General features: G+C 70.2%; 28 protein-coding genes. 13 read left to right on the plus strand and 15 right to left on the minus strand.

Translation table 11 applies throughout. The features are described from left to right. Window positions 1-21: 21 nt before the first annotated feature. From OK345_RS02195 to OK345_RS02205, 3 genes are read right to left on the minus strand one after another with little or no spacing between them, the layout of a single operon-like run. Window positions 22-270 (minus strand): hypothetical protein, encoded by a 249-nt coding sequence (locus tag OK345_RS02195; protein WP_265126273.1) that lies wholly within the window; start codon window positions 268-270, stop codon window positions 22-24. Next, window positions 267-1,586, minus strand: coding sequence for a TFIIB-type zinc ribbon-containing protein (locus OK345_RS02200; RefSeq protein ID WP_265126274.1), 1,320 nt, complete (start codon window positions 1,584-1,586; stop codon window positions 267-269). Before OK345_RS02200 ends, OK345_RS02195 begins: the two co-directional genes overlap by 4 nt. 21 nt (window positions 1,587-1,607) lie before the next feature. Next, window positions 1,608-2,759, minus strand: a complete 1,152-nt coding sequence (locus tag OK345_RS02205; RefSeq protein WP_265126275.1) for an SPFH domain-containing protein — start codon at window positions 2,757-2,759, stop codon at window positions 1,608-1,610. Window positions 2,760-2,930: 171 nt separating this feature from the next. Between OK345_RS02205 and ppk2 the strand changes: the two genes are divergently transcribed. Further along, a complete protein-coding gene (gene ppk2 / locus OK345_RS02210; RefSeq protein ID WP_265126276.1) occupies window positions 2,931-3,710 on the plus strand; it encodes a polyphosphate kinase 2 in 780 nt (259 codons plus the stop codon). A 165-nt stretch (window positions 3,711-3,875) separates the two neighbouring features. On the opposite strand, the gene OK345_RS02215 is transcribed toward ppk2, so the two are convergent. The 4 genes from OK345_RS02215 to OK345_RS02230 form a co-directional block, all read right to left on the minus strand. Then, entirely contained in the window at window positions 3,876-6,023 is a 2,148-nt protein-coding gene (locus tag OK345_RS02215) for a M48 family metallopeptidase (RefSeq protein ID WP_265126277.1), read from the minus strand. A 123-nt stretch (window positions 6,024-6,146) separates the two neighbouring features. Then, window positions 6,147-6,413, minus strand: a complete 267-nt coding sequence (locus tag OK345_RS02220; protein ID WP_265126278.1) for an acylphosphatase — start codon at window positions 6,411-6,413, stop codon at window positions 6,147-6,149. Beyond that, window positions 6,413-6,988, minus strand: coding sequence for a TlpA family protein disulfide reductase (locus tag OK345_RS02225; RefSeq protein WP_265126279.1), 576 nt, complete (start codon window positions 6,986-6,988; stop codon window positions 6,413-6,415). Before OK345_RS02225 ends, OK345_RS02220 begins: the two co-directional genes overlap by 1 nt. Continuing rightward, window positions 6,985-8,259: a YihY family inner membrane protein gene (locus OK345_RS02230; protein WP_265126280.1), complete on the minus strand. Its 1,275-nt coding sequence runs from the start codon at window positions 8,257-8,259 to the stop codon at window positions 6,985-6,987. The genes OK345_RS02225 and OK345_RS02230 overlap by 4 nt, the downstream gene beginning before the upstream one ends. A 79-nt stretch (window positions 8,260-8,338) precedes the next feature. On the opposite strand from OK345_RS02230, the gene wrbA reads away from it, so the two are divergent. The 4 genes from wrbA to OK345_RS02250 all read left to right on the plus strand — a co-directional run bounded on the left by wrbA (window position 8,339) and on the right by OK345_RS02250 (window position 10,212). After that, entirely contained in the window at window positions 8,339-8,932 is a 594-nt protein-coding gene (gene wrbA / locus OK345_RS02235; RefSeq protein WP_265126281.1) for an NAD(P)H:quinone oxidoreductase, read from the plus strand. Beyond that, entirely contained in the window at window positions 8,929-9,273 is a 345-nt protein-coding gene (locus OK345_RS02240) for a DUF2069 domain-containing protein (protein ID WP_265126282.1), read from the plus strand. Before wrbA ends, OK345_RS02240 begins: the two co-directional genes overlap by 4 nt. Before the next feature lie 86 nt (window positions 9,274-9,359). Beyond that, window positions 9,360-9,605, plus strand: a complete 246-nt coding sequence (locus OK345_RS02245; protein ID WP_265126283.1) for a hypothetical protein — start codon at window positions 9,360-9,362, stop codon at window positions 9,603-9,605. A 121-nt stretch (window positions 9,606-9,726) separates the two neighbouring features. Then, complete coding sequence (locus OK345_RS02250; protein ID WP_265126284.1) at window positions 9,727-10,212, plus strand: asparaginase domain-containing protein; 486 nt, start codon at window positions 9,727-9,729, stop codon at window positions 10,210-10,212. 205 nt (window positions 10,213-10,417) lie between these two features. On the opposite strand, the gene OK345_RS02255 is transcribed toward OK345_RS02250, so the two are convergent. From OK345_RS02255 to sufT, 3 genes are all read right to left on the minus strand, one after another. Continuing rightward, complete coding sequence (locus OK345_RS02255) at window positions 10,418-12,484, minus strand: S8 family peptidase (protein WP_265126285.1); 2,067 nt, start codon at window positions 12,482-12,484, stop codon at window positions 10,418-10,420. A gap of 332 nt (window positions 12,485-12,816) precedes the next feature. Then, window positions 12,817-13,914, minus strand: a complete 1,098-nt coding sequence (locus tag OK345_RS02260; RefSeq protein WP_265126286.1) for a branched-chain amino acid aminotransferase — start codon at window positions 13,912-13,914, stop codon at window positions 12,817-12,819. Window positions 13,915-13,960: 46 nt separating this feature from the next. Next, entirely contained in the window at window positions 13,961-14,512 is a 552-nt protein-coding gene (sufT, locus tag OK345_RS02265; RefSeq protein ID WP_265126287.1) for a putative Fe-S cluster assembly protein SufT, read from the minus strand. Window positions 14,513-14,620: 108 nt separating this feature from the next. Between sufT and OK345_RS02270 the strand changes: the two genes are divergently transcribed. Then, a complete protein-coding gene (locus OK345_RS02270; RefSeq protein WP_265126288.1) occupies window positions 14,621-15,040 on the plus strand; it encodes a hypothetical protein in 420 nt (139 codons plus the stop codon). Between the two features lie 45 nt (window positions 15,041-15,085). Here the strand turns inward: OK345_RS02270 and OK345_RS02275 are convergent, their stop codons facing one another. Further along, window positions 15,086-16,540, minus strand: a complete 1,455-nt coding sequence (locus tag OK345_RS02275; protein WP_265126289.1) for an NAD(P)(+) transhydrogenase (Re/Si-specific) subunit beta — start codon at window positions 16,538-16,540, stop codon at window positions 15,086-15,088. Continuing rightward, entirely contained in the window at window positions 16,537-16,845 is a 309-nt protein-coding gene (locus tag OK345_RS02280) for an NAD(P) transhydrogenase subunit alpha part 2 (protein WP_265126290.1), read from the minus strand. Before OK345_RS02280 ends, OK345_RS02275 begins: the two co-directional genes overlap by 4 nt. A gap of 135 nt (window positions 16,846-16,980) precedes the next feature. Here OK345_RS02280 and OK345_RS02285 point away from each other — a divergent pair, with 135 nt between their 5' ends. From OK345_RS02285 to OK345_RS02295, 3 genes are read left to right on the plus strand one after another with little or no spacing between them, the layout of a single operon-like run. Continuing rightward, a complete protein-coding gene (locus OK345_RS02285; RefSeq protein WP_265126291.1) occupies window positions 16,981-17,544 on the plus strand; it encodes an RNA polymerase sigma factor in 564 nt (187 codons plus the stop codon). Beyond that, window positions 17,541-17,900 (plus strand): hypothetical protein, encoded by a 360-nt coding sequence (locus OK345_RS02290; RefSeq protein WP_265126292.1) that lies wholly within the window; start codon window positions 17,541-17,543, stop codon window positions 17,898-17,900. Before OK345_RS02285 ends, OK345_RS02290 begins: the two co-directional genes overlap by 4 nt. A gap of 5 nt (window positions 17,901-17,905) precedes the next feature. After that, on the plus strand, window positions 17,906-18,325 hold the full coding sequence (locus OK345_RS02295; protein ID WP_265126293.1) for a DUF3106 domain-containing protein: 420 nt from the start codon (window positions 17,906-17,908) through the stop codon (window positions 18,323-18,325). Between the two features lie 238 nt (window positions 18,326-18,563). Here the strand turns inward: OK345_RS02295 and OK345_RS02300 are convergent, their stop codons facing one another. Then, window positions 18,564-19,652: an NAD(P) transhydrogenase subunit alpha gene (locus OK345_RS02300; RefSeq protein WP_265126294.1), complete on the minus strand. Its 1,089-nt coding sequence runs from the start codon at window positions 19,650-19,652 to the stop codon at window positions 18,564-18,566. Window positions 19,653-19,719: 67 nt separating this feature from the next. Next, complete coding sequence (gene pacR, locus OK345_RS02305) at window positions 19,720-22,017, minus strand: PacR family protein (RefSeq protein ID WP_265126295.1); 2,298 nt, start codon at window positions 22,015-22,017, stop codon at window positions 19,720-19,722. Between the two features lie 296 nt (window positions 22,018-22,313). Between pacR and OK345_RS02310 the strand changes: the two genes are divergently transcribed. From OK345_RS02310 to OK345_RS02325, 4 genes are all read left to right on the plus strand, one after another. Continuing rightward, on the plus strand, window positions 22,314-22,898 hold the full coding sequence (locus OK345_RS02310; RefSeq protein WP_265126599.1) for a nitroreductase family protein: 585 nt from the start codon (window positions 22,314-22,316) through the stop codon (window positions 22,896-22,898). 222 nt (window positions 22,899-23,120) lie between these two features. After that, window positions 23,121-24,038 (plus strand): 5'-3' exonuclease, encoded by a 918-nt coding sequence (locus tag OK345_RS02315; RefSeq protein ID WP_265126296.1) that lies wholly within the window; start codon window positions 23,121-23,123, stop codon window positions 24,036-24,038. Further along, complete coding sequence (locus OK345_RS02320) at window positions 24,035-24,586, plus strand: NUDIX hydrolase (protein WP_265126297.1); 552 nt, start codon at window positions 24,035-24,037, stop codon at window positions 24,584-24,586. The genes OK345_RS02315 and OK345_RS02320 overlap by 4 nt, the downstream gene beginning before the upstream one ends. Further along, window positions 24,579-25,376, plus strand: coding sequence for an N-formylglutamate amidohydrolase (locus OK345_RS02325; protein ID WP_265126298.1), 798 nt, complete (start codon window positions 24,579-24,581; stop codon window positions 25,374-25,376). Before OK345_RS02320 ends, OK345_RS02325 begins: the two co-directional genes overlap by 8 nt. Here OK345_RS02325 and OK345_RS02330 read toward each other — a convergent pair. Continuing rightward, window positions 25,339-26,061 (minus strand): DUF7716 domain-containing protein, encoded by a 723-nt coding sequence (locus OK345_RS02330; RefSeq protein ID WP_265126299.1) that lies wholly within the window; start codon window positions 26,059-26,061, stop codon window positions 25,339-25,341. The two genes, OK345_RS02325 and OK345_RS02330, sit on opposite strands and share 38 nt — an antisense overlap. Window positions 26,062-26,333 lie beyond the last annotated feature (272 nt).

Below are 26,333 nucleotides of genomic sequence, written 5' to 3' on the forward strand. Positions count from 1 at the left end.
CCCCGCACCTACGAGGGCGGCTCAGCGCACCCGCTTCACGCGCTGGCGATACGCCCCCGCGTTTTCGCCCTGGATGCGCCGCCGCTGGGTGCCCTTCACTTCGCCGACTTTCACGTCCGTACCGGTCACCGGCTTGGCCTCGACCGCCGTTTCGCGCTCGAAGGCATGGGATTTGTCGGTATTGCGGTAATAGCGGTACAGCATCCAGTACAGCGCGGTCGCGCCGGCAGGGCCGGCGGCCAACAACCAGAGTCCACTGTCATCACTCATGTGGCAGCCACCAGGAATGCGATTGCGAGGGCTTCGATGAAGGTGCCGGCGGTGAGCGCGGCCAGCAGCAGCTTCCACTGCTGCACCGGCACGCTGCCCATGGTCTCGCCGGTGCGGCCGTTCACCGCGATGTAGTGCAGCAGGCCGCCGTTGCGGCCCGGCTGGTGGTACGAGTAGAGCCAGACCGGCAGGTACATCGACACCCAGCGGGTGCCGTGCACTTCCAGCCGCTCCTGCTCCCAGCGCACGCCACGGCCGTAGCGGCGCACCGAGCTTTCGACCTGGGCGCGCGCGATCGACAGCAGCTGGTCTTCCAGCCGCGGGTGCAGGTGCTCCACGTCGCGGTCGCGCTTCTCCGAGGTGAAGCCGACCAGGTAGGAGGCGTTCCACTTCACCGCGTTCTTGGTGTCGAACGGCAGGATCGCGTTGATGATGTTGTTGGTGTTGACGTTCGCGTCCAGGTTGCCGCGCTCGGCGGAGGACTCCAGCGGCAGGTCGTCGACGGTGAAGTCCACGTGCCGCTCGACCCGGTACACGTCGGCGTCGTAGTAGGTCTTCTTCTTGTCGCCGCTGCCCACCGTGTAGCTGCGCGTCTGGATCTCGCCCTGGCCGGCGATGTCGGCGCTGGCATTGCCGTCGACGACCATGTACGGCAGGTAGACGCCGACCACGTTCTCGGGCGTGAACTGCTCCTTGAACGCCTTCAGCGCGAACATGCGCCGCTTGTCCACGAACTGGCCGATGCGCGCGACCGCATCGTCCTTCCGGATGTGGAAGGGCAGCACCGCGTCGGGCACGGCGCCGTTGGCCACCTGTTCGTTGACGCCGAACACGTGGCGGCACCAGTGGCAACGCGCGGTCATCGCGTTCTCGGTGTTGACCGCCACCTCGGCGCCGCAGCCGCTGCACTTGAAGGTCATCAGGCTGGCGGCGTCGGCGGCGATGTCCTGCGCGCCGGAGGCGACGACCGTGCCCCTGAGCTGGTCGAGGCCTTCGCCGAGCCCGAATTCCTCCTCGACCCGCGCGCCGTGCCATTCGTGGCGGCAGTACAGGCAGATCAGCAGATCGCTGCCGGGCTTGTGGCGGATGTCGCTGGCACCGCACTTCGGACAGCGGTTGAGGCCGTCCTTCAGCTCGCTGGAAGCGGTGTCGATCGCCTCCGGGTCGGGCGCCAGCAGTTCGTCGCGGATCGGCCCGGGCAGCGTCGCCGGGTCGATGGGGAAATCCCCCGGCAGCGGCGGCACGTCCTGCGGCGAACCGGGGCCGACAGGCGGCGGCAACGGCGGCGGTGACGAGGGGGTCCTGGCGTTGGGCATGGTCGTTGCGCAACCGGTCGCTTACAGACCCAGCGCCTTGGCCTTGAGCGCGTCGTAGTCGGCCTGGGTGATCAGGCCGAGGTCGAGCATCTGCTTGGCCTTCTGCAGCCTGGCCACCGGGTCGTCGGCCGCCGGCGCGGCCGGTGCCACCGGCTGCTGCAGGCCGCCGATGCCGCCCATCATGCCGGACGCCATGCCGATGCCCATCATGCCCGCCGCGCCGCCGTTCTCGCCCGCCGACTGGATGCCCTGCGCGACGCTGGCCTGCAGGTTGGAATTGCCGCGCGCGCCGGACAGCGCATCGGCGCGCTGCACGTTCTTGAGCAGCTCGCGGGTGTTGGCGTCGTATTCGATGGAGACGATGGCGGTCTTGACGATGGCCAGGCCGCGCTCGGACTTCCATTGGTAGCCGCGCTCCACCGCATCGGACAGGCTCTGGGCAAAGCCCAGCGAATCCTGCTGGATGCGGCTGATGCGGTTGCCCTTGCCCGGATCGTTGGTGTACAGGCTGAACGCCGGCGCCAGCGAACCGACCACCTCATTGAAGAGTTGGCTGGCCGCCGCGTTGTCTAGGTCGGTGAAGTCGAACACCTTGCCGGGCTGGAGATACGCGGCAGGCACGAAGTTCTTCACGAACAGGATCGGATCGACGATCTTCAGCGTATAGGAGCCGCGCGTCACCGCGCCGACCTGGGTGTTGAGGAAGGCGTCGTCCCAGTAGATTTCCGACTGGGTGCCGAAGCGGTTGTCGGGCAGCTCCTTCAGCGAGACGAAGAACGCGGCCTGCTGCGAACCGGGCTGGCCGCCGAACTTGAAGCGCTGCCAACTCTGCTTGATCAGCGCATCGACCAGGCCGTCGCCGGCGAAGATCGAGGCCGAATTGGGATCGTCCGAGCGCCACTCGTAGGCGCCCGGCTCGGCGGCGAAACCGGTGATCGCGCCGTCCTGGAACAGCAGCAGCCCGTAGCCTTCGGGGACGACGATCTTCGAGCCGTTGCTGATGATGTTCGACGAGCCCTGCGTGTTGGAACCGCGCCCGGCATTGCTGCCGCGCGGCACCGCGGCGAACAGCGCCGCCGTCGCCGGCAGGCCGTCCGGCACCGTGAGAAAGTCCTTCCACTGGTCGGCAAGCGCACCGCTGATCGCACCCTTTGCTGCCTGAACAAGACCCATGACACCGCTCCCTGATCCGTTGCCGGGCACCACGCCCCGCGCGGCCGTCAAACTACATGAAAACGGAAGGCAGAGACATCATCCTCCTTGCCGGGCGCCGGCGCCCGCACCGCGCCATTGCCGCCACCGCCACGACGCGCGACAGTAGCCATACACCTCAAGGAGCACGACATGGGCGAGCTCAGGAAAAAGGACTACGCTAGGGCGCTGAAGGCACTGCAACTGGAACTGGTGACGCTGGCGCGCTGGTTGCAGCAGACCGGCAACCGCGTGGTGGTGCTGTTCGAGGGCCGCGACACCGCCGGCAAGGGCGGGGCGATCCAGGCCATCGCCGAGCACCTCAATCCGCGCCAGTGCAGGATCCTGGCGCTGCCCAAGCCGACCGACCGCGAAGCCACCCAATGGTATTTCCAGCGCTATGTGCCGCACCTTCCGGCCGCCGGCGAGATGCTGCTGATGGATCGCAGCTGGTACAACCGCGCCGGCGTGGAGAAGGTGATGGGCTACTGCACCGACGCGCAGTACCACAGCTTCCTGCAGCAGGCGCCGGTGTTCGAGAAGCTGCTGGTGGACGACGGCATCACGTTGTTCAAGTATTGGCTGTGCGTGGACCAGGCGCAGCAGGAAAAGCGCTTCGCCGAGCGCCGCGACAACCCGCTCAAAGGCTGGAAGCTGTCGCCGGTGGACCTGCAATCGCGCCAGCAATACGCGCTGTACACCGAGAGCCGCGAGGCGATGCTGCGTGCCACGCATACGCGGCACGCTCCCTGGACGCTGGTGGACTTCAACGACCAGCGCCGCGGCCGCCTGACCCTGATCCGCGACCTGCTCGACCGCCTGCCCGATACCCAGATCGACGAGGCGTTGCTGGAGCTGCCGCCGCTGCCGGGCAAGCTGCACAAGGAAAAGTACGGGCGGCTGAAACCGATCGGCGACTATCCGCTGCCCTGAACCGGTCGGGGTCCGGTCTGCGTTCCGGTTTCCTTTTCGATCCGGGGGAAGCGGATGCCCCGGGTATCCTGCCGCTGCCCGGAAAGCTCGCGACTGACGTCGCTCCTGCAAGATTCCCCGGCTGTTGCAGGAGCGACGTCGGTCGCGATTCGCACAGATGCCGGGTCAGGCCGGCTCGGCCGCCGGCTGCCACAGGCGGATCGGCCGGATGCCGGCTCCGCGCTCGACCGCGTCGGCCTGCACGAACAGTTCGGCCAGCTGCGTCCGGTACAGGTGCAGCAGCGCGTCCTCCAGCGGCGACAGCGCCAGTGCGTAGGCGATGTCGTCGTCCCCGGCCTGCGACAGCCGCGGGCAGCGCTCCAGCAACAGCTGCGCCAATGTCCCGTCGGTTTCCGGCAGCGGCACCCGTGCGGCCTGCTCCAGCCAGCGCGCCATCGCCTCGCGGTGGCGCCGCGCCCGTTCGAGCGCCGCGTCCAGGATCGCGCCCTCGCCGTCGGCATTGCGCGCCAGCGAGGCGACGACCTCGCGCTGGTCGGCCAGTTCGCACTGCCGCGCGCCCAGTCCGTGCAGCGCCTGCAGCAACTGCAGCCGTTGCTGCGCCACCGGGCGCACATCATCCGGCAACGCTTCGACGGCATGTGCCAGGCGCCGCGCGAACAGGCCCAGCGCCTTGCCGACGGTACGCAGGTCGGGGCTGTCTTCGGCGCTGGCCTGCCCGTACTCGGTACGCAGGGCGATGCCGTCGGGCTGCGCGCCCGAGGGCAGGCGGAAGCCGATGTCGTGGTCGAGCAGCGCCACCCACAGCGCCAGTTCGCGACGGCGCGCGGCGCGCTGCTGCAGCCGCGGCCAGGCCAGCGCCACGTCCGGCGAACACTGCCGCAGCTGGTCCACGCATTCCTGCCAGCCCAGCGCCTGCCACGGCGCGCGCCCGGCATCGGCCGGATCCAGCATCGGCAGCTCGCCGACCAGGCCGTTGCCGTAGCGTTTCCATGCCGCCTCGGCCGCCGGCGAGAGCCGATGCAGGTCCAGCACGTGGTCGGCGGCGACCAGCTGCTGCGGCGAGTAGTCCAGGCCCATGTCGCGGTAGTAGCGTTCGGTCACCTGCCGCGACAGCGCCGCGAAATCGGCGAACAGCGCCGCCGCCGGCCGTTCGTCCAGGAACAGTCCCCCGGCGCCCAGCGATTCGGCGTTGGCGATGCGCGCATGGTCGGCCGGATGCGAATCCCAGTAGCGGGTCTCGGCGTCGTATTCCAGTTCGTCGGCCAGCGCGCGCCAGGTGCCCTGGTCCAGCGCCTGCAGGCGCGCATGCACCGCCGCCGGCAGGTCCGCGGCCAGCTTGCCCTCGCGCCAGGCCAGCGCGTTGCGGTCGTCGGCCTCGCGGAACGCGCGGGCCAGCGCGCGCAGCTGCAGTGCGGTGGTGCGGAAGCAGTCGCTGCCGGCCACCAGCGCCTCGTAGCGGTCGGCGTCGAACTCCATTTCCTGCGACAGCCGGCGGCTGGCGCGGAAGCTGAGCTGGAACAACCCGCGCATCAGCAGCCGGATCAGCCACAGGCACAGGCTGGCCAGCCCGGTGATGAGCAGGGTGTAGAGATCGCCGGACTCGGCGCGCCAGCGCTGCAGCCGCTCGTCCCATTCGTCGGGGTGGTAGGCGCGCGATTCCAGCCAGCGGTTGACGCTGTTGATCAGCCAGGCGCAGCGCATGCCGGTGCCCTGCGCGAAGTGGCCGAACTCGTGCGCCAGCACGCCCACCAGTTGCCGCGCGCTCATCCCGGCCACCAGCGGCAGGCCGATGCTCAGCCGCCGTTGCCCGCCCAGCCAGCCGCGCCAGCCGTCCTCGAACTGCACCCAGGCGTTGACGTCGCTGCCCACCAGGATGGCGCTCGGCGGGCGCACGCCGATGGCCGCGCACAGCGCATGCACGCCGGCGACGAACTCGCGCTCCTTGCGCGGGTCCAGTTCCACCGGCGGCGGCACCTTGGGCCGCGGCGCGAACAGCGGCTTGAGCATGAACGCGATCACCACGCCGCCGATGAAGCCGGGCACGCCCCAGGCCAGCAGCAGGGCGATGCCGCGCCGGGTCTGCAACTGCGTCACCACCTCGGTGTAGTAGTGGAACAGCGACCAGCCGACGGCGCCGATGAGCGCGAAGTACAGCAACGGCACCAGCACGCAGAACAGCGTGACCAGCGCCAGGCTGAGCTGGTACAGCGGCTTGACCGGCGGTCGCGGCACCGAAGCGGCCGCGAGTCCGGCGAGCAGCGAGGCGGGCGAAACGGTAGCGGCGCGCTCCGGCGCCGACGCGGATGCGGACATCGGTGGTTCCCCTGTGGCAGTCCCTGGCAATGCGGCCGGCCCCGATCCCCTTCGGACGATCCCGGCTCCGCCGCCGCAGCCTACCGTGCCGCCGAGGTTCCGGGAACCATCCCGGCGCGCCGCTCAACCGACGACGAATCCCCCGGCTACCGGCTGCGGCCAGTCGGCCTGCTCCAGCGCATCCACCCGCGCCGCCGGCGGGCCGTGCCGCAGCCATTGCGCCAGTGCCGCGATCGCCGCCGGATCGCCGCTGGCGATCACTTCGACCCGGCCGTCGGCCAGGTTGACCGCGCTGCCGGACAACCCCAGCGCCTGCGCCCGTTCGCGGGTGGCGGCGCGGAAGTACACGCCCTGCACCCGCCCCGCCACCCGGAAACGCACCGCGGCCATCAACCGGCCCGGGGGCCGCCGGCCACGGCGATGGCGTCCTCGATATCACGCGCGGTCACCGGCCCGAGGAACTGCTTGGCCACCTTGCCGTCCGGGGCGATCAGGTAGGTCATCGGCAGGCCGCGCGGGGTGGCGAAATCCTTGGGCGGATCGTAGGTGTCGACGATGGCGATGGGGTAGGCGACCGGGTGCTTTTCCAGGAACGCGCGCATGTCGTCCGGCTCGATGTCCTCGTAGGCCAGCCCCACCACCTCGATGTTGCCGCGCATGGCATGCAGTGCCGACAGCTCCGGCATCTCCTTCAGGCACGGCGCGCACCAGGTGGCCCAGAAGTTCACCACCACCCACTGCCCGCGATGGGCCGCCAGGTCGTAGTGGCCGCCGTCGACGGTGGCCAACCGCAGGGTCGGGACCTCGGCGGTCTGCTGCACCACGGTGGCCGGCTCGGCCGGCGTCGCCGGGGCCTGCGTGCCGGGCTCGGATGCCGGTGCCGGGTCCTGCGGCGCGGGAGCGGACGGCTGGCAGGCGGCCAGCAGCAGTGCGGTGGCGGCAGCCAGCAGGATTCTGCAGGTCATGGTGGGTCTCCGGAAGTCTCGTAGATGTCGCTCACGCGCCGCTTCAGCAACTCGCGCAGCGGCATGCGCAGTTCGTCCAATGCCTGGCAGGCGGCGCGGCCCAGGCTGTCGTCGCGCACCGGCAGGTAGGTCTCGGCCACCGGGATGCGCAACTGCGAATTCTCGTACAGCTCCTGCAGCGTCACCTTGTCCAGGTCGCGCGCCAGCAACCATTGCCCGCCCTCGTCGCGGCGGACCAGGTTGATGCGCTCCAGCGCGCACAACAGCTCCTGCAGCAGCGAATCGGTCAGCAGCGGCTCCAGTTCCAGGATCTCCTCCTCGCCCAGCCCCCTGCCCTGCGCGCGCGCCTCGCGGAAGCGTCCCAGCAGCCGCAGCAGGCCATAGAACTCGCCCCCCTGCGGCAGCCGCATCGCGGCGGGCTGGTAGCGGAACGCGGCAATGGAGGAGGACAGCGAGGCGCCGAGCAGCACCGACACCCAGCCCAGGTAGATCCACAGCAGCAGGATCGGCACGAACGCCACCGTGCCGTACAGCTTCTGGTAGGACTGGAAGCTGCCCAGGTACAGGCCCATGCCCCACTTCACCAGTTCCAGCATCAGCGCCGCCAGCAGCGCGCCGGGCACGGCATGGCGCCACTTCACCGTGTGGTGCGGCACCACCCGGTAGGCCAGCATGATGCACAGGAACTCGATGGTGATCGGCGCCAGCCGCAGTCCCAGGTCGGCCAGCCAGCGCCCTTCGGTGGTGCCGAACAGCGGCAGCGCCAGCACCTTGGCCGACACCGCCAGCGATGCGGCGGCCAGCATCGCGCCCAGCGTCAGCACCGTCCAGTAGACCAGGAAGCGGGTGAACTGCGGCCGCGCCGAGGCCACCCGCCAGATGCGGTTGAAGGTCTGCTCGACGCTGTGGAGGGTGATCAGCAGCGACACCACCAGGGCGATGAAGCCGGCGGCGGTGAGCTGGCCGACGCTGGCCGAGAACTGGCGCAGGTAGCCTTCGGCCGCGCGCGCGGCGCTGGGCACGAAGTTGGCGAAGACGTAGTTGCTGAGCGCCTCGCTCCAGCGCTCGAACACCGGGAACGCCGACAGCACGCCGAACACCACGATCGCCAGCGGCACCAGCGCGAACACGGTGGTGTAGGCCAGCGAGCCGGCCGCCTGGAACAGCCGGTCGTCGAGGAAGCGGCGCCACAGGAAGCGGCCGAAACTGGCCGCGCGCGCCCGGTCTCGCGCGCGCTCCATCCATAGATTGAGCGTATCCAGCGGTTGCATCGGTCAAGATTACCCGATGCGCGGCGACCCGGGCATCGCCGATACTGGTGGCCTTCCTGCAAGGCGAGTTGAAGAGACGATGGCGGAAATCCTGGTGCTGTACTACAGCCGCGGCGGCTCGGTGGCGCGGCTGGCGCGGCAGATCGCCCGCGGCATCGGCGAGGTGCCCGGCATGGGCGCGCGCCTGCGCACGGTGCCGCCGGTGGCCGCGGTCACCCAGACCAGCGCGCCGCCGGTGCCGGAGGACGGCGCCCCGTACGTGGAGATTTCCGACCTGGCCGAATGCGACGGCCTGATCCTGGGCAGCCCCACCCGCTTCGGCAACATGGCCGCGCCGGTCAAGCACTTCCTCGACGGCCTCGGCGCCGAGTGGGTCAACGGCACCCTCGCCGGCAAGCCCGCGGCGGTGTTCACCTCCACCGCCTCGATGCACGGCGGCCAGGAATCCACCCTGCTGTCGATGCAGCTGCCGCTGCTGCACCACGGCTGCCTGATCGTCGGCATCCCCTTCACCGAACCGGCGCTGAGCCACACCACCGGCGGCGGCACGCCGTACGGCGCCAGCCATGTCGCCGGCGCGCAGGACGATCCCCAGCCCAGCGACGACGAGGCGCTGCTGGCGCGTGCGCTGGGCCGGCGCGTGGCCGACATCGCGCAAAGGCTGGCACGATGAACCGGCCGCCGACGCGGCATACGACCCTGCTGCTGGCGCTGATCGCGCTGGCGGCGCTGTATGGCTACTGGTTCCTGCACGACAAGCACTGGCTGGCGACGCAACTGGTGTTCACCGCACCGCCGCTGCTGCTGGCCATCGCCCTGCGCCTGGGCTGGCGGCAGGCGCCGTTCTGGTCCGGCGTGCTGGCGCTGTTCTGGTTCAGCCATGGCGTGATGAGCGCCTGGGCCCATCGCGAAACCGCATTGCTGGCCTGGGCGGAAATCGTGCTGTCGCTGCTGGTCGTGGCCCTGGCCAGCGGGCCGGGAATCCGCGCGCGCTTCGGGCGGCGCCGCGCCTGACTTCGCTGCGGGAAGCGGCATGGGACATGCGCCGGCATGACGGCCATCGGGCAGCTCCTGCGGGACATCGACGACGCCCCACCCTGATGGACAAGTCCATGGAGCAGGCGTTCTGCCGGCGTCCGGCCTGCCTGGACCATCGCCAGGCCTTCGACGAATGGCCGCAGGCCCGCGGCATCGTCGCCCGGCTGTCGGACTCCCGCGTCCAGGCGGTTTTCGAGGTCGATTCGGAAGAAGACTTCCGGTTCTTCCGCGACGGGGCCGAGCGCTTCTCCAGCCGCTGCCCGGGCACGCCGCAGGCCATCGGGCCGACTACGCCGTTCTCCCTGTAGACCGCCCCCTATCCCAGCGCTACCTGCGGCGCGCCTGTAGCCGGATGGACGCACGGCTTATCATGTCGCCCCGCCTTGCGCGCCCGGCGCGCGACGGCCCACGACTTCCAGGTAAAGACAGATGGACGAGCTTCTGATCGTCACCACCGGCGGCACGATCGACAAGATCTACTTCGACGACAAGTCGGACTACCAGATCGGCGATCCGCAGATCGGCATGATCCTGCGCGAACTGGGCGTGACCTTCCGCTTCAACGTGATCCCGATCCTGCGCAAGGATTCGCTGCACATCACCGACGAGGACCGCGAGCTGATCCGCGCCACCATCGCCGCGCAGCCCACCCGGCACGTGCTGGTCACCCACGGCACCGACTCGATGGTGCAGACCGGTCAGGTGCTCAGCGCCATTCCCGGCAAGACCATCGTGATGACCGGCGCGCTCAGCCCGGCGCGTTTCCGCGGCTCGGACGCCGAGTTCAACATCGGCTGCGCCATCGGTGCGGTGCAGTCGCTGCCCGAAGGCGTCTACATCGCCATGAACGGCCGCATCTGGGACCCGGCCAAGGTCCGCAAGAACGTGGCCGCCAACCGCTTCGAGGCGGCCTGAGTCCGGGCCGTCTCGTCGCTGCTCCTGTCGCGACTGACGTCGCTCCTACACACCCCCTGCCGTTGGCAGGAGCGACGTCAGTCGCGGCAGAGGGCACCGACGCCCCCTCCGGATACGGAAAGGGACCCCGGCGCGAGGCCGGGGTCCCTGCTTCATGCAATCGACCGTTGGCGCAGCGCCTCGGCGCCGCGCACGGCCCGACACGTCAGCGACTGGCGCGCAGGCTCACCCCGGAGAAGGCGGTGTAGCCCTTGACCCGGATGTGCCAGGTACCCGAGGCCGGCGCGTTGATCGTGCAGGTCTCGTTGTTGCCGTTCAGGTACGGCCGGCAGTTGTAGGCGGTATCGGTCGGCGCGCTGCCATGGCGCACGTACAGGTCGGCATCGCCGCTGCCGCCGGACATCTGCACCACCAGCTGGCTGGTGCCGGCCGGCACCGGGAACGTGTAGTTCAGCGACGCGCCGGCGGCTCCCGACAGGCCGGTGACCGGCACGTTGTTCTGCAGCTCGTTGCCGCCGCCGCTGCCCCCGGTCTGGTTCGCCACCAGGCTCACGCCGGAGAACGCGCTGTAGGCCTTGACCCGGATGTGCCAGGTGCCCGAGGCCGGCGCGTTGATCGTGCAGGTCTCGTTGTTGCCCGACTGGTACGGCCGGCAGTTGTAGACCGTGTCGGTCGGCGCGCTGCCGTGGCGCACGTACAGGTCGGCATCGCCGCTGCCGCCGGAGATCTGCACCACCAGCTGGCTGGCACCGGCCGGCACCTGGAAGGTGTAGTTCAGCGACGCACCGGTAGCGGCCGACAGGCCGGTGACCGGCACGTTGTTCTGCAGCTCGCCGGTACCCGGGCCCGGATCGCCGCCACCGCCGCCCTGGGCCGCGACCACCGCGGCGTCGGCGTCGACGATGCCCGCCCCGCATCCGCCCGAGCAGGCCCCCGGCAACGGCCGGGCAGTGCTCTTGATGATGCTCTCCACCGTCGCCGGCGACAGCGGCGTGCTGGCGGCCGACTGCATCAGCGCGACCACGCCGGCCACGTGCGGCGCCGCCATCGAGGTGCCGTTGTAGGACGCGTAGCTGGGGCTGGCCGGAACCGTGGTGCCGGTGTTGAGGGTGGACAGGATGGCCTGGCCCGGCGCCGAGATGTCGATGCCGGCACCGTAGTTGGAGAAGCTGGCGCGGGCGCCGGCCGAGGTCGTGGCCGCCACCGCGATCACGTTGGCGCAGTTGGCCGGCACCGCGGTGGACACGTTGGCGTTGCTGTTGCCGGCCGCCACCACCACGGTGGTGCCGCGCGAGACCGCGCCGTTGATCGCGTTCTGGTAGGTGGACGAACAGCTGCCGCTGCCGCCCAGCGACATGTTGATGACCTCGGCCGGGTTGGCGTTGGCCGGCACGCCGCTGACCGTGCCGCCGGAGGCCCAGACGATGGCGTCGGCGATGTCGGAGGTGTAGCCGCCGCACTTGCCGAGCACGCGCACCGGCACGATCTTGGCGTTGAACGCGGTGCCGGCCACGCCGGTGGCGTTGTTGGTCACCGCCGCCACCGTGCCGGCGACGTGGGTGCCATGCCAGCTGGAGCCGGAAGCCGGGTAGCCGACGCCGCACTCGTTGGCGCCGTACCAGTCGCCTTCGTCGGCGGGGTTGTTGTCGCGGCCGTTGCCGTCGCGGGCCATCGCCGCATCGCTGATGAAGTCGTAGCCGGGCAGGATGTTGGCGTTGAGGTCAGGATGGTTGGTGATGCCGGTGTCGATCACCGCGACCACCACGCCGGTGCCGGTGGCCTTGTCCCAGGCCGGCCGCACGTTGATGCCGGCATTGGTGGTGCCGAAGCCCCACTGCTCGGACAGGCGCGGGTCGTTGGGGTTCAGCGTCGGGCGCATGATCTGGTCGACCTCGACGTATTCCACGTTCGGGTCGGCGGCCAGTTGCCGCATCAGCTGCGCGGCCTCGGCCTGGTCGAGCGCGCGGTCGGTCTGGATCACCGACGGGCCGAGCGCCAGCTCGCGCAGCTTCTGTACGCCCAGCGCGCGGCCGGAACGGGCGGGCAGCGCGGCGGCAGCCGCTTTCAGCGAACTGGCCTGGGCCGTGGCGGTGACCGCCTGGCTGCCGTCGCGATACTTGACGATGAAGCGCTGGTGCGTCGGGGCGGAGGCCAGGCCGTCCAGATGCGCTTCGCCGGCGAAGGCCGGAACGGCCAGCAGCAGCGAGAGGGTAGAGACTCCGAGAACGGCCAATGCACGCGGACGCAAGCGACGTTGCGATTCAAGAGACATCGGATTTCCTTTTCTGCGATGAGAATGCCGCAACTGCGGCGATGACTCCGCCCCGATCAGCAGATTGCGCACAGCGGGTGGTCTGAATCGGGTGGAGGCCCGGACCGGTCCCCTGTTACCGTCCGTTCAGCGACGCTAGTGGCTTTGTCGCGTCGGGACAATCCACAGGACAGACATTTGTCCCGGCAAGTTCCCGATCTGTGACCGACGATGTCAACGACGGGTGAAGAAGACCCCATTCCCGACCTGCCCGCGGTGACGCCTGTAACGCAAGCGGCCCGCCGGGAAGACCTGGCGGGCCGCTGGGAAACGCACGGCGATGGCGGCGCGGATCAGCCGTCCAGGCGCACCAGCCAGCCGTGGCGGTCGGGCAGGCGGCCATACTGGATGTCGGTCAGTTCCTTGCGCAGCGACAGGGTCACCTCGCCGGCCGGGGCGTCGAGGTCGCCCACCGAGAAGCCTTCGCCCTTGAGCTGGCCGATCGGGGTGATGACCGCAGCGGTGCCGCAGGCGAACACCTCGGCGATCTCGCCCGAGGCCACGCCGTCCTTCCATTCGTCGATGGACACCTTGCGCTCGACCACCTTCATGCCGCGGTCGCGCGCCAGCTGCAGGATGCTCTCGCGGGTGATGCCTTCCAGGATGCTGCCGGACAGTTCCGGCGTCACCAGGGTGCCGTCCTTGTAGACCAGGAACACGTTCATGCCGCCCAGCTCTTCCAGGTACTTGCCTTCGACCGGGTCGAGGAACAGCACCTGCGAGCAGCCCTGCGCCTGCGCCTTCTGCTGCGGCAGCAGCGAGGCGGCGTAGTTGCCGCCGCACTTGGCCGCACCGGTGCCGCCCTTGGCCGCACGCGCGTAATCGGTGGACAGCCAGATCGCCACCGGTGCCACGCCCTTGGCGAAGTACGGGCCGGCCGGGCTGGCGATCACGTAGTAGCCGGCCTTGTGCGCGCCGCGCACGCCGAGGAAGGCCTCGTCGCCGATCATGAACGGGCGGAAGTACAGGCTGGACTCCTCGGCCGAGGGCACCCAGTCGGCATCGACGGCGATCAGCTGGCGCAGCGACTCGACGAACACGTCCACCGGCAGTTCCGGCAGCGCCAGGCGCTGCGCCGAGCGCTGCAGGCGGCGGCCGTTGGCATCGGGGCGGAAGGTCCAGATCGAGCCGTCGGCGTGGCGGTAGGCCTTGATGCCCTCGAAGATCTCCTGGCCGTAGTGCAGCACCGCGGCGGCCGGGTCCAGCTGCAGCGGGCCGTACGGCCGCACTTCGGCGTCGTGCCAGCCGCTGTCCTTGTCCCAGCGCACGGCCACCATGTGGTCGCTGAAGTGCAGGCCGAAGCCCGGCTTCTCCAGGATCTTGGCACGCTCGGCAGCGCTGCGCGGGTGGTCCGAACGGGTGACGGCAAAGCTCAGGGAAGACTGGGACACCGGATATTTCCTTCCAGATTGCGGGATTGGGACGCCCTGGCGGGCGTTACAGCATGCCAGTTTCGAGCCGGGCCGCTTCGGACATCATGTGACGCCCCCACGGCGGGTCGAACACCAGCTCGACGTCGGCCTGGGCCACCGTCGGAATCATTTCCAGCTTGCTGCGCACGTCGTCGACCAGGATCTCGCCCATGCCGCAGCCGGGGGCGGTCAGCGTCATCCGTACGTCCACCTCGCGGCGGGCGTCGTCCAGGTGCTTGATGTCGACCTCGTAGATCAACCCCAGATCGACGATGTTGAACGGAATCTCCGGATCGAAGCAGGTGCGCAGCTGCTGCCACACCAGCTTCTCCACGTCCTCGTCGCCGGCTCCTTCCGGCAGTTCCAGGCCCGGCGGCGGTTCCTTGCCGATGGCGTCGCCATCCTTGCCGGCGATGCGGAACAGGTTGCCCTCGACGAACACGGTATAGCTGCCGCCCAGCGCCTGGGTGACGTAGCCGTAGCTGCCGGCAGGCAACGTGACGGAATCGCCCTGCGGCACCATGACGGCGTCGCAATCGCGTTCGAAGTGGACGGGTTCGCTGCTGCGGGAGTACATGACGGTGGATATGGGGACGCGGTCTATTCCCGCAAGGCGCCCATTTTATCCGACTGGGCCGCTCCCCCGCCGAACGGCTATCCTGTCGTCCTCTTTCAGGAACTCCCGATGCCCCCCAATTCCGCTTCGGCCAGCACTGCGCACTGGCTCTGGCCCCTGCTGTTGCTGCTGGGGAGCGTGACGATCACCATCGCCTGGTTGCTGGTAGCGCTGGGCACCCGCGGCCAGGCCGGCTGGATGGCGATCGCCGCCGGGCTGGAAACGGCGTGGATGCTGCGCCTGGGCACGCTGCCGGCCGGCCGCGCCCGCGTCGCGCTGGCACTGGTCGCCACCGTGCTGATCGCGCTGGTCGCCAACTGGTTCATCATCGCCGCCCATATCGGCGGGATGGTGGGGCTGGACCCGTGGCAATCGGCGTTGCGGCTGGGCCCGAACCTGGCCTGGACCCTGACCGGCCTGGCCAACGGTGCCGGCGAACTGCTGTGGCTGGCGCTGGGCCTGCTGGTGGCCTGGCGCTGCGCGCGCTGAAACGCGCTGCCCGGTCCCTTCGGGTGCGGTGCCGCGCCGCCGCGCTCAGTGGCCGCCGTCCAGCGCCTTCAGCTCGCTGACCAGCGCGCCCGCCGCCTCGGCGCCATCGCCATAGAGCATCCGCGTGTTGTCGGCGTAGAACAGCGCGTTCTCGATACCGGCGAAACCGGTGCCCTTGCCGCGCTTGATGACGATGGTGTTCTTCGAGTTCACCACGTCCAGGATCGGCATGCCGTAGATCGGGCTGGCCGGATCGGTCTTCGCCACCGGGTTGACCACGTCGTTGGCGCCGATCACCAGCGACACGTCGGTGCTGGCGAACTCGGGGTTGATGTCGTCCATGTCGGCGATCAGGTCGTAGGGCACGCCGGCCTCGGCCAGCAGCACGTTCATGTGCCCGGGCATGCGTCCGGCCACCGGGTGGATCGCGAACTTCACCTTGACCCCGCGCTCGATCAACCGCTGCGCCAGCTCCCATATCTTGTGCTGGGCCTGGGCCACCGCCATGCCGTAGCCGGGCACGATCACCACGCGCTCGGCGAAGGCCATCATCGCCGCCACGTCGCCGGCCTCGATCGGCTTCTGCGACCCGCTGATCTCCTGCGCCTGGCCGCCCCCGCCGAAGTTGGAGAACAGCACGCCGCTGATCGGCCGGTTCATCGCCTTGGCCATCAACCGGGTCAGCAGGATGCCGGCCGCACCGACCATCATGCCGGCGATGATCAGCGCCTCGTTGCCCAGCACGTAGCCCTCGAAGGCCACCGCCAGCCCGGTGAAGGCGTTGTACAGCGAGATCACCACCGGCATGTCGGCACCGCCGATCGGCAGCGTCATCAGCACGCCCAGCGCCAGCGCCACCACGAAGAACGCGATGATCGCCACCGGGTCCAGCGTCACCCCCGCCCAGATACCGAGTGCCGCCATCGCCACCGCCACCAGCAGGTTGAACGCCTGCTGCCCGGGGAAGCTGACGCGCTTGTCGAGCCGGCCGTCGAGCTTGGCCCAGGCGACGATCGAACCGGACAGCGCCACCGCACCGATCGCCGAGCCGATCACCGCCAGCACCAGCACCGTGGCCGAGGGCTGGCGCGCGGCCAGGTCGGCGATGGCCTGCCCGCTCCAGTGGGAAGTGTCGCGGTTGGCCAGGAACGAGAAGCGCAGCAGTTCCACCGCACCGATGGCCGCGGCCGAACCGCCGCCCATGCCGTTGTACAGCGCCACCATCTGCGGCATGTCGGTGATGGCGACCTTCCTGGCCGACAGCCAGGCCGCCGCGACGCCGATCACCAGCGCCACCAGGATCAGCGCGATGTTGTGCAGCCCCGGCAGGAAGAACGTAGCCGCGGTGGCGATCAGCATGCCCAGCCCGGCCCAGCGGATGCCGCTGCGCGCGGTCAGCGGCGAGGCCATGCGCTGCAGGCCGAGCAGGAACAGGGTGGCGGCAACCAGGTAGCTGGTGCCGACCAGCCAGGACAGCAATGCGGTGGTGGACACGTTCAAGCCTTGTCCTCCGCCTTGCCCGGCTTCTTGCTGGACTTGAACATCTCCAGCATCCGCTCGGTGACCACGTAGCCGCCGGCGGCATTGCCCGCTCCCAGCAGCACCGCGACGAAGCCGATGGCCTTCTCCAGCGTGGTGTCGGCGTGGCCCAGCACCACCATCGCGCCGATCAGCACGATGCCGTGGATGAAGTTGGAACCGGACATCAGCGGCGTGTGCAGGATCACCGGCACCCGCGAGATGATCACGTGGCCGGCGATCGCCGCCAGCATGAAGATGTACAACGCCACGAAACCGTCGTTCATTGCCGTCACTCCCCAAGGCCGGGACCGCCTGCCCCGCATCATAACCGCCGGCTGAATCCGCGCGACGCCCCCGGCTGTCAACCGATCGCGCCACCGTGCGTTTACTGTGGTTGTCACGGATCAGGCCGCTAAGCTGTGCTGGTGAGTTCCCCCTTGCAAACCGACAGTCCTCCCGCCACGCCCGCGGCGCCGGCGTCGCTGGACGCGTTCCTGGCCGGCATCGGGCCGCGCGCGTTCCGCTTCGCCGAAGCCGGGCTGCGCCAGCGCGAGGACGCGCTGGACGCGGTGCAGGACACGATGGAACGCATGCTCGGCTACCGCGGGCAGCCGCCGGAGGAATGGACGCCGCTGTTCTGGAGCATCCTGCGCCGGCGCATCATCGACCTGCAGCGGCGCCGCGGCTTCCGCCTGAAATTCTGGGCACCGCAGGAACAACAGGACCAGGACAGCGCCATCGACTGGGCCGACTCGAACGCCGGCCCCGCGCAGCAGCACGAGCAGCGCGAGGACTACCAGCGGCTGGTGCAGGCGCTGCGCCAGCTCCCGGCCCGGCAGCGCGAAGCCTTCACCCTGCGGGTGCTGCAGGAACTGGACGTGGCCACCACCGCCAAGGCGATGGGCTGTTCGGAAGGCTCGGTCAAGACCCACCTGTCGCGCGCGCGCGACGCACTGCAGAAACAACTGGAGGCTCCCCGGTGAACCACCGTCCCCCGTCCCCCGATGCGCTCGACCATTCCCTGCGGCAGCTGCACGCCGACGCGGTGGCCTCGATCTCGCCGGCCACCCTGGCGCGCCTGCGCGCCGCCCGGCAACGGGCCGGCCGTACGGCAACGCCCTCGCGCCGGCACCGCCGCGGCTGGCTGCTGGCTACCGCCTGTTCGGCGGTGCTGGCGGTGGCGCTGGGCCTGAACTTCGCCACGCTCCGCCCCGAGTTGCCGCTTCCCGGCGACGAGGCGGTGCTGGCTTCGCTGCTGGACGACGATGCCATGCTGCTGGACGAAACCCCGGAGCTGTACCTGTGGCTGGGTTCGGACAACGCCCTGGCGATGGAATGACGACCATGAAACCGCAATTGGCCCTGATCCTGCTGCTGGCCTGCGCCAGCACCCCGCTCGCCGCCCAGCAGTCGCCCCTGCCGGAATGGGAAAAACTCAGCGCGCAGCAGCGCGACGCACTGCTTGCGCCCACCCGCGAGCGCTGGAACGCCGCGCCGCCGGAACAACGCCAGCGCATGTACGAACGCGCCACGCGCTGGCAGGCGCTGACGCCGGAACAACGCCAGCAGGCGCGTACCGGCATGCACCGGTTCGAGAACATGTCGCCGCAGCAGCGCGAGCAGACCCGCGTGCTGTTCCAGCAGATGCGGCAGATGACGCCGGCGCAGCGCGAGCAGCTGCGGCAGCAATGGCGGCAGATGACGCCACAGCAGCGCAAGGACTGGGTGGAACGGCATCGCGGCCAGGCCGCGCCGGCGCGCTGAAGCCGGGTTCCCGGCAGGGAACGGCCTGGGCGCCTTCGGCAATCACTGAGCGAGCCTTCGGCAACTTGCGGCATCCGTTACGTTGCCCTGCTTCGGCCACCGGCGAGCGCAGCCCCGCCCCCGCCTCCGGCAGGACCTCCCATGGAAGCCAGCGGCGATTGGCCGCTGCCCCGGAGCCTCCGTCGCGATGACGCTCACCGGGATCCCGACAGGCGGGATTGCAGGGAATGTCCGGCGCTCAGCCGGCCTCGGCCGACCAGCGGGTGCGTGCCAGCAGTTCGTCGTCCCAGTCGAACTCCAGCGTTCCGTCCTTCAGGAACAGCGCGACGAAGTTGAGCACGTTGCGTGCGTACATCTCGCTGGCGTGCACCGCGCCCATGCTGGCCAGGTCCAGCGGCCCGGCCACGGTCACGCCGCCCACGTCCACGGTTTCGCCGGGACGGGTGGCCTCGCAGTTGCCGCCGGTCTCGGCCGCCAGGTCGACGATCACGCTGCCGGGCTTCATCCCGGCCACCATCGCCGCGGTGACGATCTTCGGCGCCGGCCGTCCCGGCACCGCGGCGGTGGTGACGATCACGTCCACCGACTTCAGGTGCTCGCCCAGCCGGCGCTGCTGCTCGGCCAGTTCCTCGGCGGTGAGCTGGCGCGCGTAACCGCCTTCGCCGGCGGCGCTGACCCCCAGGTCGAGGAACTTGCCGCCCAGCGATTCGATCTGCTCGCGGGTTTCCGGACGCACGTCGAAGCCTTCCACCTGCGCCCCCAGCCGCCGCGCGGTGGCGATGGCCTGCAGGCCGGCGACACCGGCGCCGATCACCAGCACCTTCGACGGGCGGATGGTGCCGGCGGCGGTGGTCAGCATCGGGAAGAAGCGCGGCGCCAGCTGCGCGGCGATCAGCGTGGCCTTGTAGCCGGCCATGCCCGCCTGCGAGCTGAGCACATCCATCGACTGCGCGCGCGTGGTGCGCGGCAACCGTTCCAGCGGAAAGGCGACGATGCCCTGCGCGCGCAGCGCCTCGGCGCGCGCGGCGTCGGCCTGCGGATGCAGCATGCCGACCAGCGTGGCGCCGGGCTTGAGGCCACCGATGGACGCCGCCGCGGGCGGCTGCACGCACAGCACCAGGTCGGCCTGCGTCGGCGTGGTGGCGGTGGCCGGATGCGCACCGGCTTCCAGATAGGCGGGGTCGGTGAAACCGGCAGCACTGCCGGCGCCCAGCTCGAACCACACATGGGCCCCGAGTGCGGTCAGCTTCCTGGCCGTTTCCGGCGTGGCTGCCACGCGCCGCTCTCCCGCGGCCGCTTCCTTCACCACCAGCACTTCCACGGCCATGCATGTCCCCGACGATCAGCGGTCCTGTCGTCCGGATCGTAGCAAAGCCGCTCTGCGCCCGTGCGCCTCAGTGCACGGTGGTCGGCGCCTGCGGATCCAGGCGGTCGATCACGCCCTGCATGGCGCTGTCGAATGCGCCGTCGTCGACGTGGTTGCGCAGCCGTCCCAGCCGCACCATCACCGCCAGTTCCTCCGGCGAGGCGACGCAGAAGCGCACGCCGCGGCGATTGACGAACAGCAGCCGTGCGGAAATCGGGCTGACCCACGACAGCTTGCCGGCCTGGACCTTGCCGTCCTTGTCGACGAAATCCAGCCAGGTGCCCACTTCCATGCCGCGGAAGCGGTCGGCGTCGGCATTGTCGAAATCGCTGGCATCGGCGGCGCCAGCCAGTTCCACCGCCGGCACCTCGGCCGGCGGCGCCGGCAACACCACCTGCGGCAGCTCCGGCAACGCGCGCTCCAGCTCCGGCCGCGCCTCGGCGATCGACTGCAGCGTGTCGTGCAATGCGTCGATGGCCACGGTGCTGGCGTCGCCATGCAGGCCGACGCTGGCGAACACCCGCCTCAGTGCCGGCTGCCAGGCCTGCAACCACGGCTTGCCGACGATGTGGCGGCGTGCCTCGGCCACTTCATCGAGCATGCCATCGGCCAAGGCCAGCGCTTCCTGGATGCCTGCGCCGTCATCGCCCTCGCGCAGCAGGGTCAGGGTCAGGTGGTGGATCCACGGTTGCCGCAGGAAATCCTCGATCGCCTTCGGCAACGCGATATCGCCCACGCGCGCTTCCAGTTCGCCGGCGGCGCGGGTGCGCGCCAGTTCCAGCTTCTCCTGGCCACGCTGGGTCTCGGCGGCGCGGCGCTCGGCGATCTCGATCCGGCGCCGGTGCTGGGCCAGGAAATCGCGGAATTCCTCTTCCAGGGTCAGGAAGATCGCCAGGTTCTCGTTGAACTCGGCCACCAGCCGCTCGATGATCTCCTCGACCTTGCCCATCAGCACGCGCTCGGCCGGGCTGTCGCCGGTATTGCCCTCGCAGGCCTCGGCCAGCGAATTGAGCAGCTTGCGCGCCGGGTGGGTCTTCTGCACGAACATGCGCCGGTCCAGCAGCGCGACCTTGACGAACGGCACCACCAGCCGCCCGATCAGTTCGCGCGAGCGTCCTTCCAGGTCGCGCTCGTCCAGCATCACGTCGAACAGCATGCCGACCAGGTCGATCGCGTCCTCGTCCTGCGGATCGAGGCGAGCGCTGGAAGGTTCCACCCCGAGTTGGGTGGCGCCGGACAGCACCTCGCTCTTGAGCCGCTGCGCCAGCGACTCGCCGTCCTCGCCGATCGCCGCGCGCAGGGTCGCGCTGGGCGTGGCCTGCAGCAGCGACAGCACCGACATCATCTCGCGCTGGCTCAGCGGCCGCTGCTGGCCTACCGCCGCCGAGGCGGCGGAGGTGGCGTCCTCGCGCACGTTGCGGGTCTGCGCCAGCAATTCGTGCAGCGCTTCCAGCAGCATGCCCTGGCTGCCACCGGCGGCGTCCTGGGCGAGGTCCCCAGCCGCCCCGGACTGCATCCGTCCCCGGCTTTCGGCCCAGCGGTCGACGAAGCGCTGCGCCCATGCCGGCGCATGGCGTTCGTCGTACTGGTCGCCCGCCTCGTCGGCGAACGCGGAATCGTCCCCGGCCGACGAACGCGCCGGCTTGGGGCGCGGCGGCGTCCGCGGCGGGCGGGCGATCTCCGGCATCACCCCGGCCTGCGCCAGACGCTCGTCCAGGTCCTCGTACAGCTTGCCGATGCCGGCAGCCAGGTCGCGCTCGCACAGCTTGATCAGCACCAGGCGCACTTCCGGCGCCAGGTCGCTGGTGGCGAAGGCCTCGTGGATGGCCACGCCGACGTGTTCGGGACCGATGGGATTGCTGTCGGCATCCAGTTCCAGGCCGCCGGCGATCCAGCCCAGGCGGCGGTCGATCCGCGCCAGCACCGATTTCCAGTCGCGCAGCAGCACGGTGGCCAGGTTGCGCACCGCCAACCGCGATTCGAGCACGTGCTCCGGCACCAGGCTCAGGCCACCGCCCACCTGGCCGGACAGCGCGGCCTCGGCCGACAGCGGCGTGCCCGCTTCCAGCGCGGCCCATGCCAGTTCCAGGTGCGAGCGGAAGCGGGTGGCGATCTCGTCGCGGCGGCGGCGCAGTTCGCGCATGCCGTCGAGGAACAACAGCTGCGAAGCACCGGCGCTTTCGGCACGGTCGAACAGGACGTCGTCGAAGCGGGCCAGCACCGTCGCGAACGACTGCCCCAGCACCGGCAACGCGGCATCGCGCGCGAGTGTCAGCAAACGCTGGTCGCGGCTGGCGTGACCGGCCGGATTGGGGTTGGACATCATGCGCGAAAGATCCCCGCCTTCGCAGGCGCTGTGTAGGCAAACAATGGAGAAAACGCAGACGCGGCCCCTGTTTCCGCCCGTGCATGGTAGGCGTTGAAGCTGAACAGGGACAGTGATGCAGTCCGCACTTTGAACCTCGTTACCGGTAGCCCGGCAGGCCTTGTATCGTAAGCGTAGCGGGCCTGCGAAGCGAGCGACCGCGGCATTTCGCCGCAGCGCACCGCCGGCCCATGCCACGGCACGGCCACCGGGGGGCGACGTCTATAATCCGGACGCCCCGATTCCCATTCGTGACCATGCCCACACCTTATTCGTTGCAGGCGCTGGATCAACGCCGTTCGGTACCGGCCCTGCAACTGGGCGAACCAGCCCCCGACGACGCCACCCTGCTGCGGATGCTGGGTTCGGCGGTGCGCGTACCCGACCACGGCAAGCTGGTCCCGTTCCGGTTCCTGCGCCTGCGCGGCGATGCCCGCCATGCGCTGGGCGAGTTCCTGGCCCGTCGCAGCCGCGAGCGCGACCCGCAGGCGGCCGAGGCTGCGGTCGAGAAGGACCGCCAGCGCTTCTCGCACGCGCCGCTGATCATCGCCGTGGTCGCGCGCCTGCAGCCCGGGCACAAGGTGCCCGAGCAGGAACAGCTGCTCACCGCCGGCTGCGTCTGCTTCGCCCTGCTGCAGGCCGCGCAGGCACACGGCTTCGGCGCGCAATGGCTGACCGCATGGATGGCCTACGACCCCGAGGTCGCACGTCACCTCGGCCTGGGCGAACACGAACGCGTGGCCGGCTTCATCCATATCGGCACGCCCCTGGCCGAAGCGCCCGAGCGGCCGCGCCCGGACCCGGCGGCGCTGCTGCAGGACTGGGTGGGCGAGCGTGCCTAGGGCGTCACGCAGAACCCGTCATCCCCGGGCGGGCGGAAGAGGCTTCATGGCCGCGCGAAGTCCCGGGCATCCGGTGCCCTGGCTTGCCCCGGGCGAAAGTCGCCGCCCCCCCGCCTGCGCGGGGGCGACGGCAACGGTCTCGTCAGTCGCTCCCGGCCACCGGCACTCTGCCGGCCGCGGCCACGAACGCCTGGCGCTGGCCGAAGACGGAAGGCGCCGATCATGACCCCGCTCTACCTGGTCGACGCCAGCCTGTACGTGTTCCGCGCCTGGCATTCGATGCCCGACCAGTTCCACGACGCCCAGGGCTGGCCGACCAACGCCGTGCACGGCTTCGCCCGCTTCCTGCTGGACCTGCTCGAACGCGAGCGCCCGCGGCACATCGCCATCGCCTTCGACGAAGCGCTGGACAGCTGCTTCCGCCATCGCCTGTACGCCGCCTACAAGGCCAACCGCGACCCCGCGCCGGAAGAGCTGCGCCGCCAGTTCGCGCATTGCAAGGCGCTGTGCGCGGCGCTCGGGCTGGGCGTGCTGGCCCACCACGAATACGAGGCCGACGACCTGATCGGCAGCGCCCTGCACGCACACCGCGACGCCGGTTTCCGCGGCGTGATCGTCTCTGCCGACAAGGACCTGTCGCAGCTGCTGTACGAACACGACGAGCAGTGGGACTACGCCCGCAACCAGCGCTGGGGCATGGCCGGGGTCAAGGCGCGGCACGGCGTGCACGCACACCAGATCGCCGACTACCTGGCGCTGTGCGGCGACGCGGTGGACAACATCCCCGGCGTAACCGGCATCGGCGCCAAGTCGGCGGCGGTGCTGCTGGCGCACTTCGGCAGCCTCGACGCGATGCTCGAGCGGATCGACGAGATCCCGTTCCTGCGCCTGCGCGGCGCCGCGCAGATGGCCACGCGCCTGCGCGAGCAGCGCGAGCACGCGTTGCTGTGGCGGCAGCTGACCACGATCGCGCTCGACGCGCCGCTGCAGGCGGCGTCGCCGCAGTTCGCGCGCGCGCCGGCCGACGCCGACATGCTCGGTGGCCTGTGCGAGGCGCTGCGCTTCGGCCCGCTGACCCGGCGCCGGCTGCTGGCCGCGGCCGGCATCGAATCCCCTTCCCCTCCCGCGACATTCCCATGACCCACAACACCGCTCCACCGAAGGTCGTCTACGAAGGCAAGTACCAGCGCATGGTCGTGCGCGGCACCTGGGAGTACAGCGAACGCACCCACGCCGGCGGCCTGGCCGCGATCATCGTCGCGGTGACCCCGGACGACGAGGTGCTGTTCGTCGAGCAGTTCCGGGTGCCGCTGCAGGCGCCCACCATCGAGATGCCGGCCGGGCTGGTCGGCGACATCGAGGCCGGCGAGTCGATCGAGGCGTCGGCCATCCGCGAACTGGAAGAGGAAACCGGCTGGAGCGCCGAGCACGCCGAAGTGCTGATGATCGGCCCCACCTCGTCCGGCGCCAGCAGCGAGAAGGTCGCCTTCGTCCGCGCCACCGGCCTGCGCAAGGTCGGTGCCGGCGGCGGCGATGCCAGCGAGGACATCACCGTGCATGCCATCGCGCGCGCGCGCGCGGCGGCCTGGCTGGTGGAGAAGATGGGCGAAGGCTACGAGCTGGACGCCAAGCTGTGGGCCGGGCTGTGGATGATCGAACACCACCTGGACGGCACCCCGCGTGGCTGACGCCGACCTGCACGTCCTGCCGCCGCTGCTTGGCGAGGACGACCCGGCGGTCTACGGCATCCACCGGCAGCAGGGTGCATCGCCGTTCGTGCTGCTGGCCGATCATGCCGGCCAGCAGGTTCCCCGCGCGCTGGCCGGCCTGGGCCTGCCGCAGGCCGAGCTGGACCGCCACATCGGCTGGGACATCGGCATTGCCGGCACCACCCATGCCCTGTCGCGGGAGCTGGACGCATGGGCGATCGAGCAGACGTATTCGCGGCTGCTGATCGACTGCAACCGTCCGCTGGCCTCGCCGACGTTGATTCCGGAGGTGAGCGACCACACCGTGGTGCCGGGCAATGCCGGCCTGTCGGCCAGGCAGCGCCAACAGCGCATCGATACGATCCATGCGCCGTACCATGCGCGCATCGGGGCCGAACTGGATGCACGGCGCGATGCCGGGCGGCCAACGCTGCTGGTGATGATGCACAGCTTCACCCCGGCGATGAACGGCGTGCAGCGGCCCTGGCATGCCGGCGTGCTGTATCACCGCGATACGCGCTTCGCGCATGCGCTGCTGCAGGCACTGCGCGATGAAGGCGACCTGGTGGTGGGCGACAACGAGCCGTATTCGGTGAGCAGCAGCAGCGACTACGCCGTGCCGGTGCATGGCGAAGGCCGCGGCCTGGTGCACGTGGAACTGGAGATCCGCCAGGACCTGATCGCCGATGCCGCCGGGCAGCAGGCCTGGGCCGGGCGCCTGGCCCGGATTTTCACGGCGCTGCAGCCGGCGTTGCTGGCGCTGGAATGATGCCCGCGCTGCGTGCCGGCAGCGCCGGGGTTTGCGACCATGGGAACGGCTTGTAGCCGCGCACCAGCAGCGGCACGCCGAGGGCGGCGAAATCGGCATCGATCGCCTCGGCACGCCTGCGGTCCAGGCGCTCGCCGAGCACCAGCGGCAACGCGCGGCAACGGGCCAGGGCCTCGCCCACGGGAATCTCCAGCAACCGGGCCGCGCGCTGCGCCACGAGCTTGACCTGCCCATCCGGACACGCGGCCAGCACCAGGTCGAACGAAGCGAAGATGCCCGGCCCCACGCCCGCGGCGCGCGCGGCATCCTGCTCGGCCACGGGCGCCGCATCCAGTGCCTCGTCGATGCCCTCCACCTGCAGGAAGGCATCGTACTCGGCGTAATGCTCCAGCGCGCGGGCATAGTCCTCCAGTACGGACAGCGGGCGCTGGCGCTTCTGCACGTCGAGCACATCGGCGAAGGTCGCCGGCTCCAGGTACGTCGACAGGCCCAGCGCGCGCGCCGCGGCCGGCACCTCGCCGTCATCGTCGAACGCGGTTTCCTCGTCCGGCGGCAGCCAGAAGCGCGCCTCCAGCAGGTTCCCGCCGCTGGCATGCACCCAGCCGAAGGATCCCCACACCTCGTCGTCGTCATTGCAGGCGGCGAAGGCGTCCAGCGTCTGGCGAAGGTCCAGCAGTCGGATCATGCGTCGTCGGCCAGGCTGTCCGGGGACGGGAATTCTACCTGCCGCTGGCGCAGGCCCGGCGCGGTGACCCCGCCGGGCAGCGCGAACAGCGCCGCGCCGTACGCAGCGCGTGGACCATGCCCTGCAGCGCTTCCGGATCGGTGGCGGCCTGCGCGCCGCCTACGGCAGAGGTCGCCATCGCCATCGCCGCCGGCTCCGGCGCACCGTGGTCTGCCGTGCCGTGGCGACCATGCCCGAGGCCACGCCCTGCCGCGGTGCCGGCACGCCCTGCC

This window comes from Xanthomonas chitinilytica (assembly GCF_026107455.2).
Taxonomy (GTDB): domain Bacteria; phylum Pseudomonadota; class Gammaproteobacteria; order Xanthomonadales; family Xanthomonadaceae; genus Stenotrophomonas; species Stenotrophomonas chitinilytica.

Bases quoted from the DNA above. Each gene is read 5' to 3' on its own strand.
- OK345_RS02195 (WP_265126273.1), bottom strand. From the start codon at position 270: ATGAGTGATGACAGTGGACTCTGGTTGTTGGCCGCCGGCCCTGCCGGC.
- OK345_RS02200 (WP_265126274.1), bottom strand. From the start codon at position 1,586: ATGCCCAACGCCAGGACCCCCTCGTCACCGCCGCCGTTGCCGCCGCCT.
- OK345_RS02205 (WP_265126275.1), bottom strand. From the start codon at position 2,759: ATGGGTCTTGTTCAGGCAGCAAAGGGTGCGATCAGCGGTGCGCTTGCC.
- ppk2 (WP_265126276.1), top strand. From the start codon at position 2,931: ATGGGCGAGCTCAGGAAAAAGGACTACGCTAGGGCGCTGAAGGCACTG.
- OK345_RS02215 (WP_265126277.1), bottom strand. From the start codon at position 6,023: ATGTCCGCATCCGCGTCGGCGCCGGAGCGCGCCGCTACCGTTTCGCCC.
- OK345_RS02220 (WP_265126278.1), bottom strand. From the start codon at position 6,413: ATGGCCGCGGTGCGTTTCCGGGTGGCGGGGCGGGTGCAGGGCGTGTAC.
- OK345_RS02225 (WP_265126279.1), bottom strand. From the start codon at position 6,988: ATGACCTGCAGAATCCTGCTGGCTGCCGCCACCGCACTGCTGCTGGCC.
- OK345_RS02230 (WP_265126280.1), bottom strand. From the start codon at position 8,259: ATGCAACCGCTGGATACGCTCAATCTATGGATGGAGCGCGCGCGAGAC.
- wrbA (WP_265126281.1), top strand. From the start codon at position 8,339: ATGGCGGAAATCCTGGTGCTGTACTACAGCCGCGGCGGCTCGGTGGCG.
- OK345_RS02240 (WP_265126282.1), top strand. From the start codon at position 8,929: ATGAACCGGCCGCCGACGCGGCATACGACCCTGCTGCTGGCGCTGATC.
- OK345_RS02245 (WP_265126283.1), top strand. From the start codon at position 9,360: ATGGACAAGTCCATGGAGCAGGCGTTCTGCCGGCGTCCGGCCTGCCTG.
- OK345_RS02250 (WP_265126284.1), top strand. From the start codon at position 9,727: ATGGACGAGCTTCTGATCGTCACCACCGGCGGCACGATCGACAAGATC.
- OK345_RS02255 (WP_265126285.1), bottom strand. From the start codon at position 12,484: ATGTCTCTTGAATCGCAACGTCGCTTGCGTCCGCGTGCATTGGCCGTT.
- sufT (WP_265126287.1), bottom strand. From the start codon at position 14,512: ATGTACTCCCGCAGCAGCGAACCCGTCCACTTCGAACGCGATTGCGAC.
- OK345_RS02270 (WP_265126288.1), top strand. From the start codon at position 14,621: ATGCCCCCCAATTCCGCTTCGGCCAGCACTGCGCACTGGCTCTGGCCC.
- OK345_RS02280 (WP_265126290.1), bottom strand. From the start codon at position 16,845: ATGAACGACGGTTTCGTGGCGTTGTACATCTTCATGCTGGCGGCGATC.
- OK345_RS02295 (WP_265126293.1), top strand. From the start codon at position 17,906: ATGAAACCGCAATTGGCCCTGATCCTGCTGCTGGCCTGCGCCAGCACC.
- OK345_RS02300 (WP_265126294.1), bottom strand. From the start codon at position 19,652: ATGGCCGTGGAAGTGCTGGTGGTGAAGGAAGCGGCCGCGGGAGAGCGG.
- pacR (WP_265126295.1), bottom strand. From the start codon at position 22,017: ATGATGTCCAACCCCAATCCGGCCGGTCACGCCAGCCGCGACCAGCGT.
- OK345_RS02310 (WP_265126599.1), top strand. From the start codon at position 22,314: ATGCCCACACCTTATTCGTTGCAGGCGCTGGATCAACGCCGTTCGGTA.
- OK345_RS02315 (WP_265126296.1), top strand. From the start codon at position 23,121: ATGACCCCGCTCTACCTGGTCGACGCCAGCCTGTACGTGTTCCGCGCC.
- OK345_RS02320 (WP_265126297.1), top strand. From the start codon at position 24,035: ATGACCCACAACACCGCTCCACCGAAGGTCGTCTACGAAGGCAAGTAC.
- OK345_RS02330 (WP_265126299.1), bottom strand. From the start codon at position 26,061: ATGATCCGACTGCTGGACCTTCGCCAGACGCTGGACGCCTTCGCCGCC.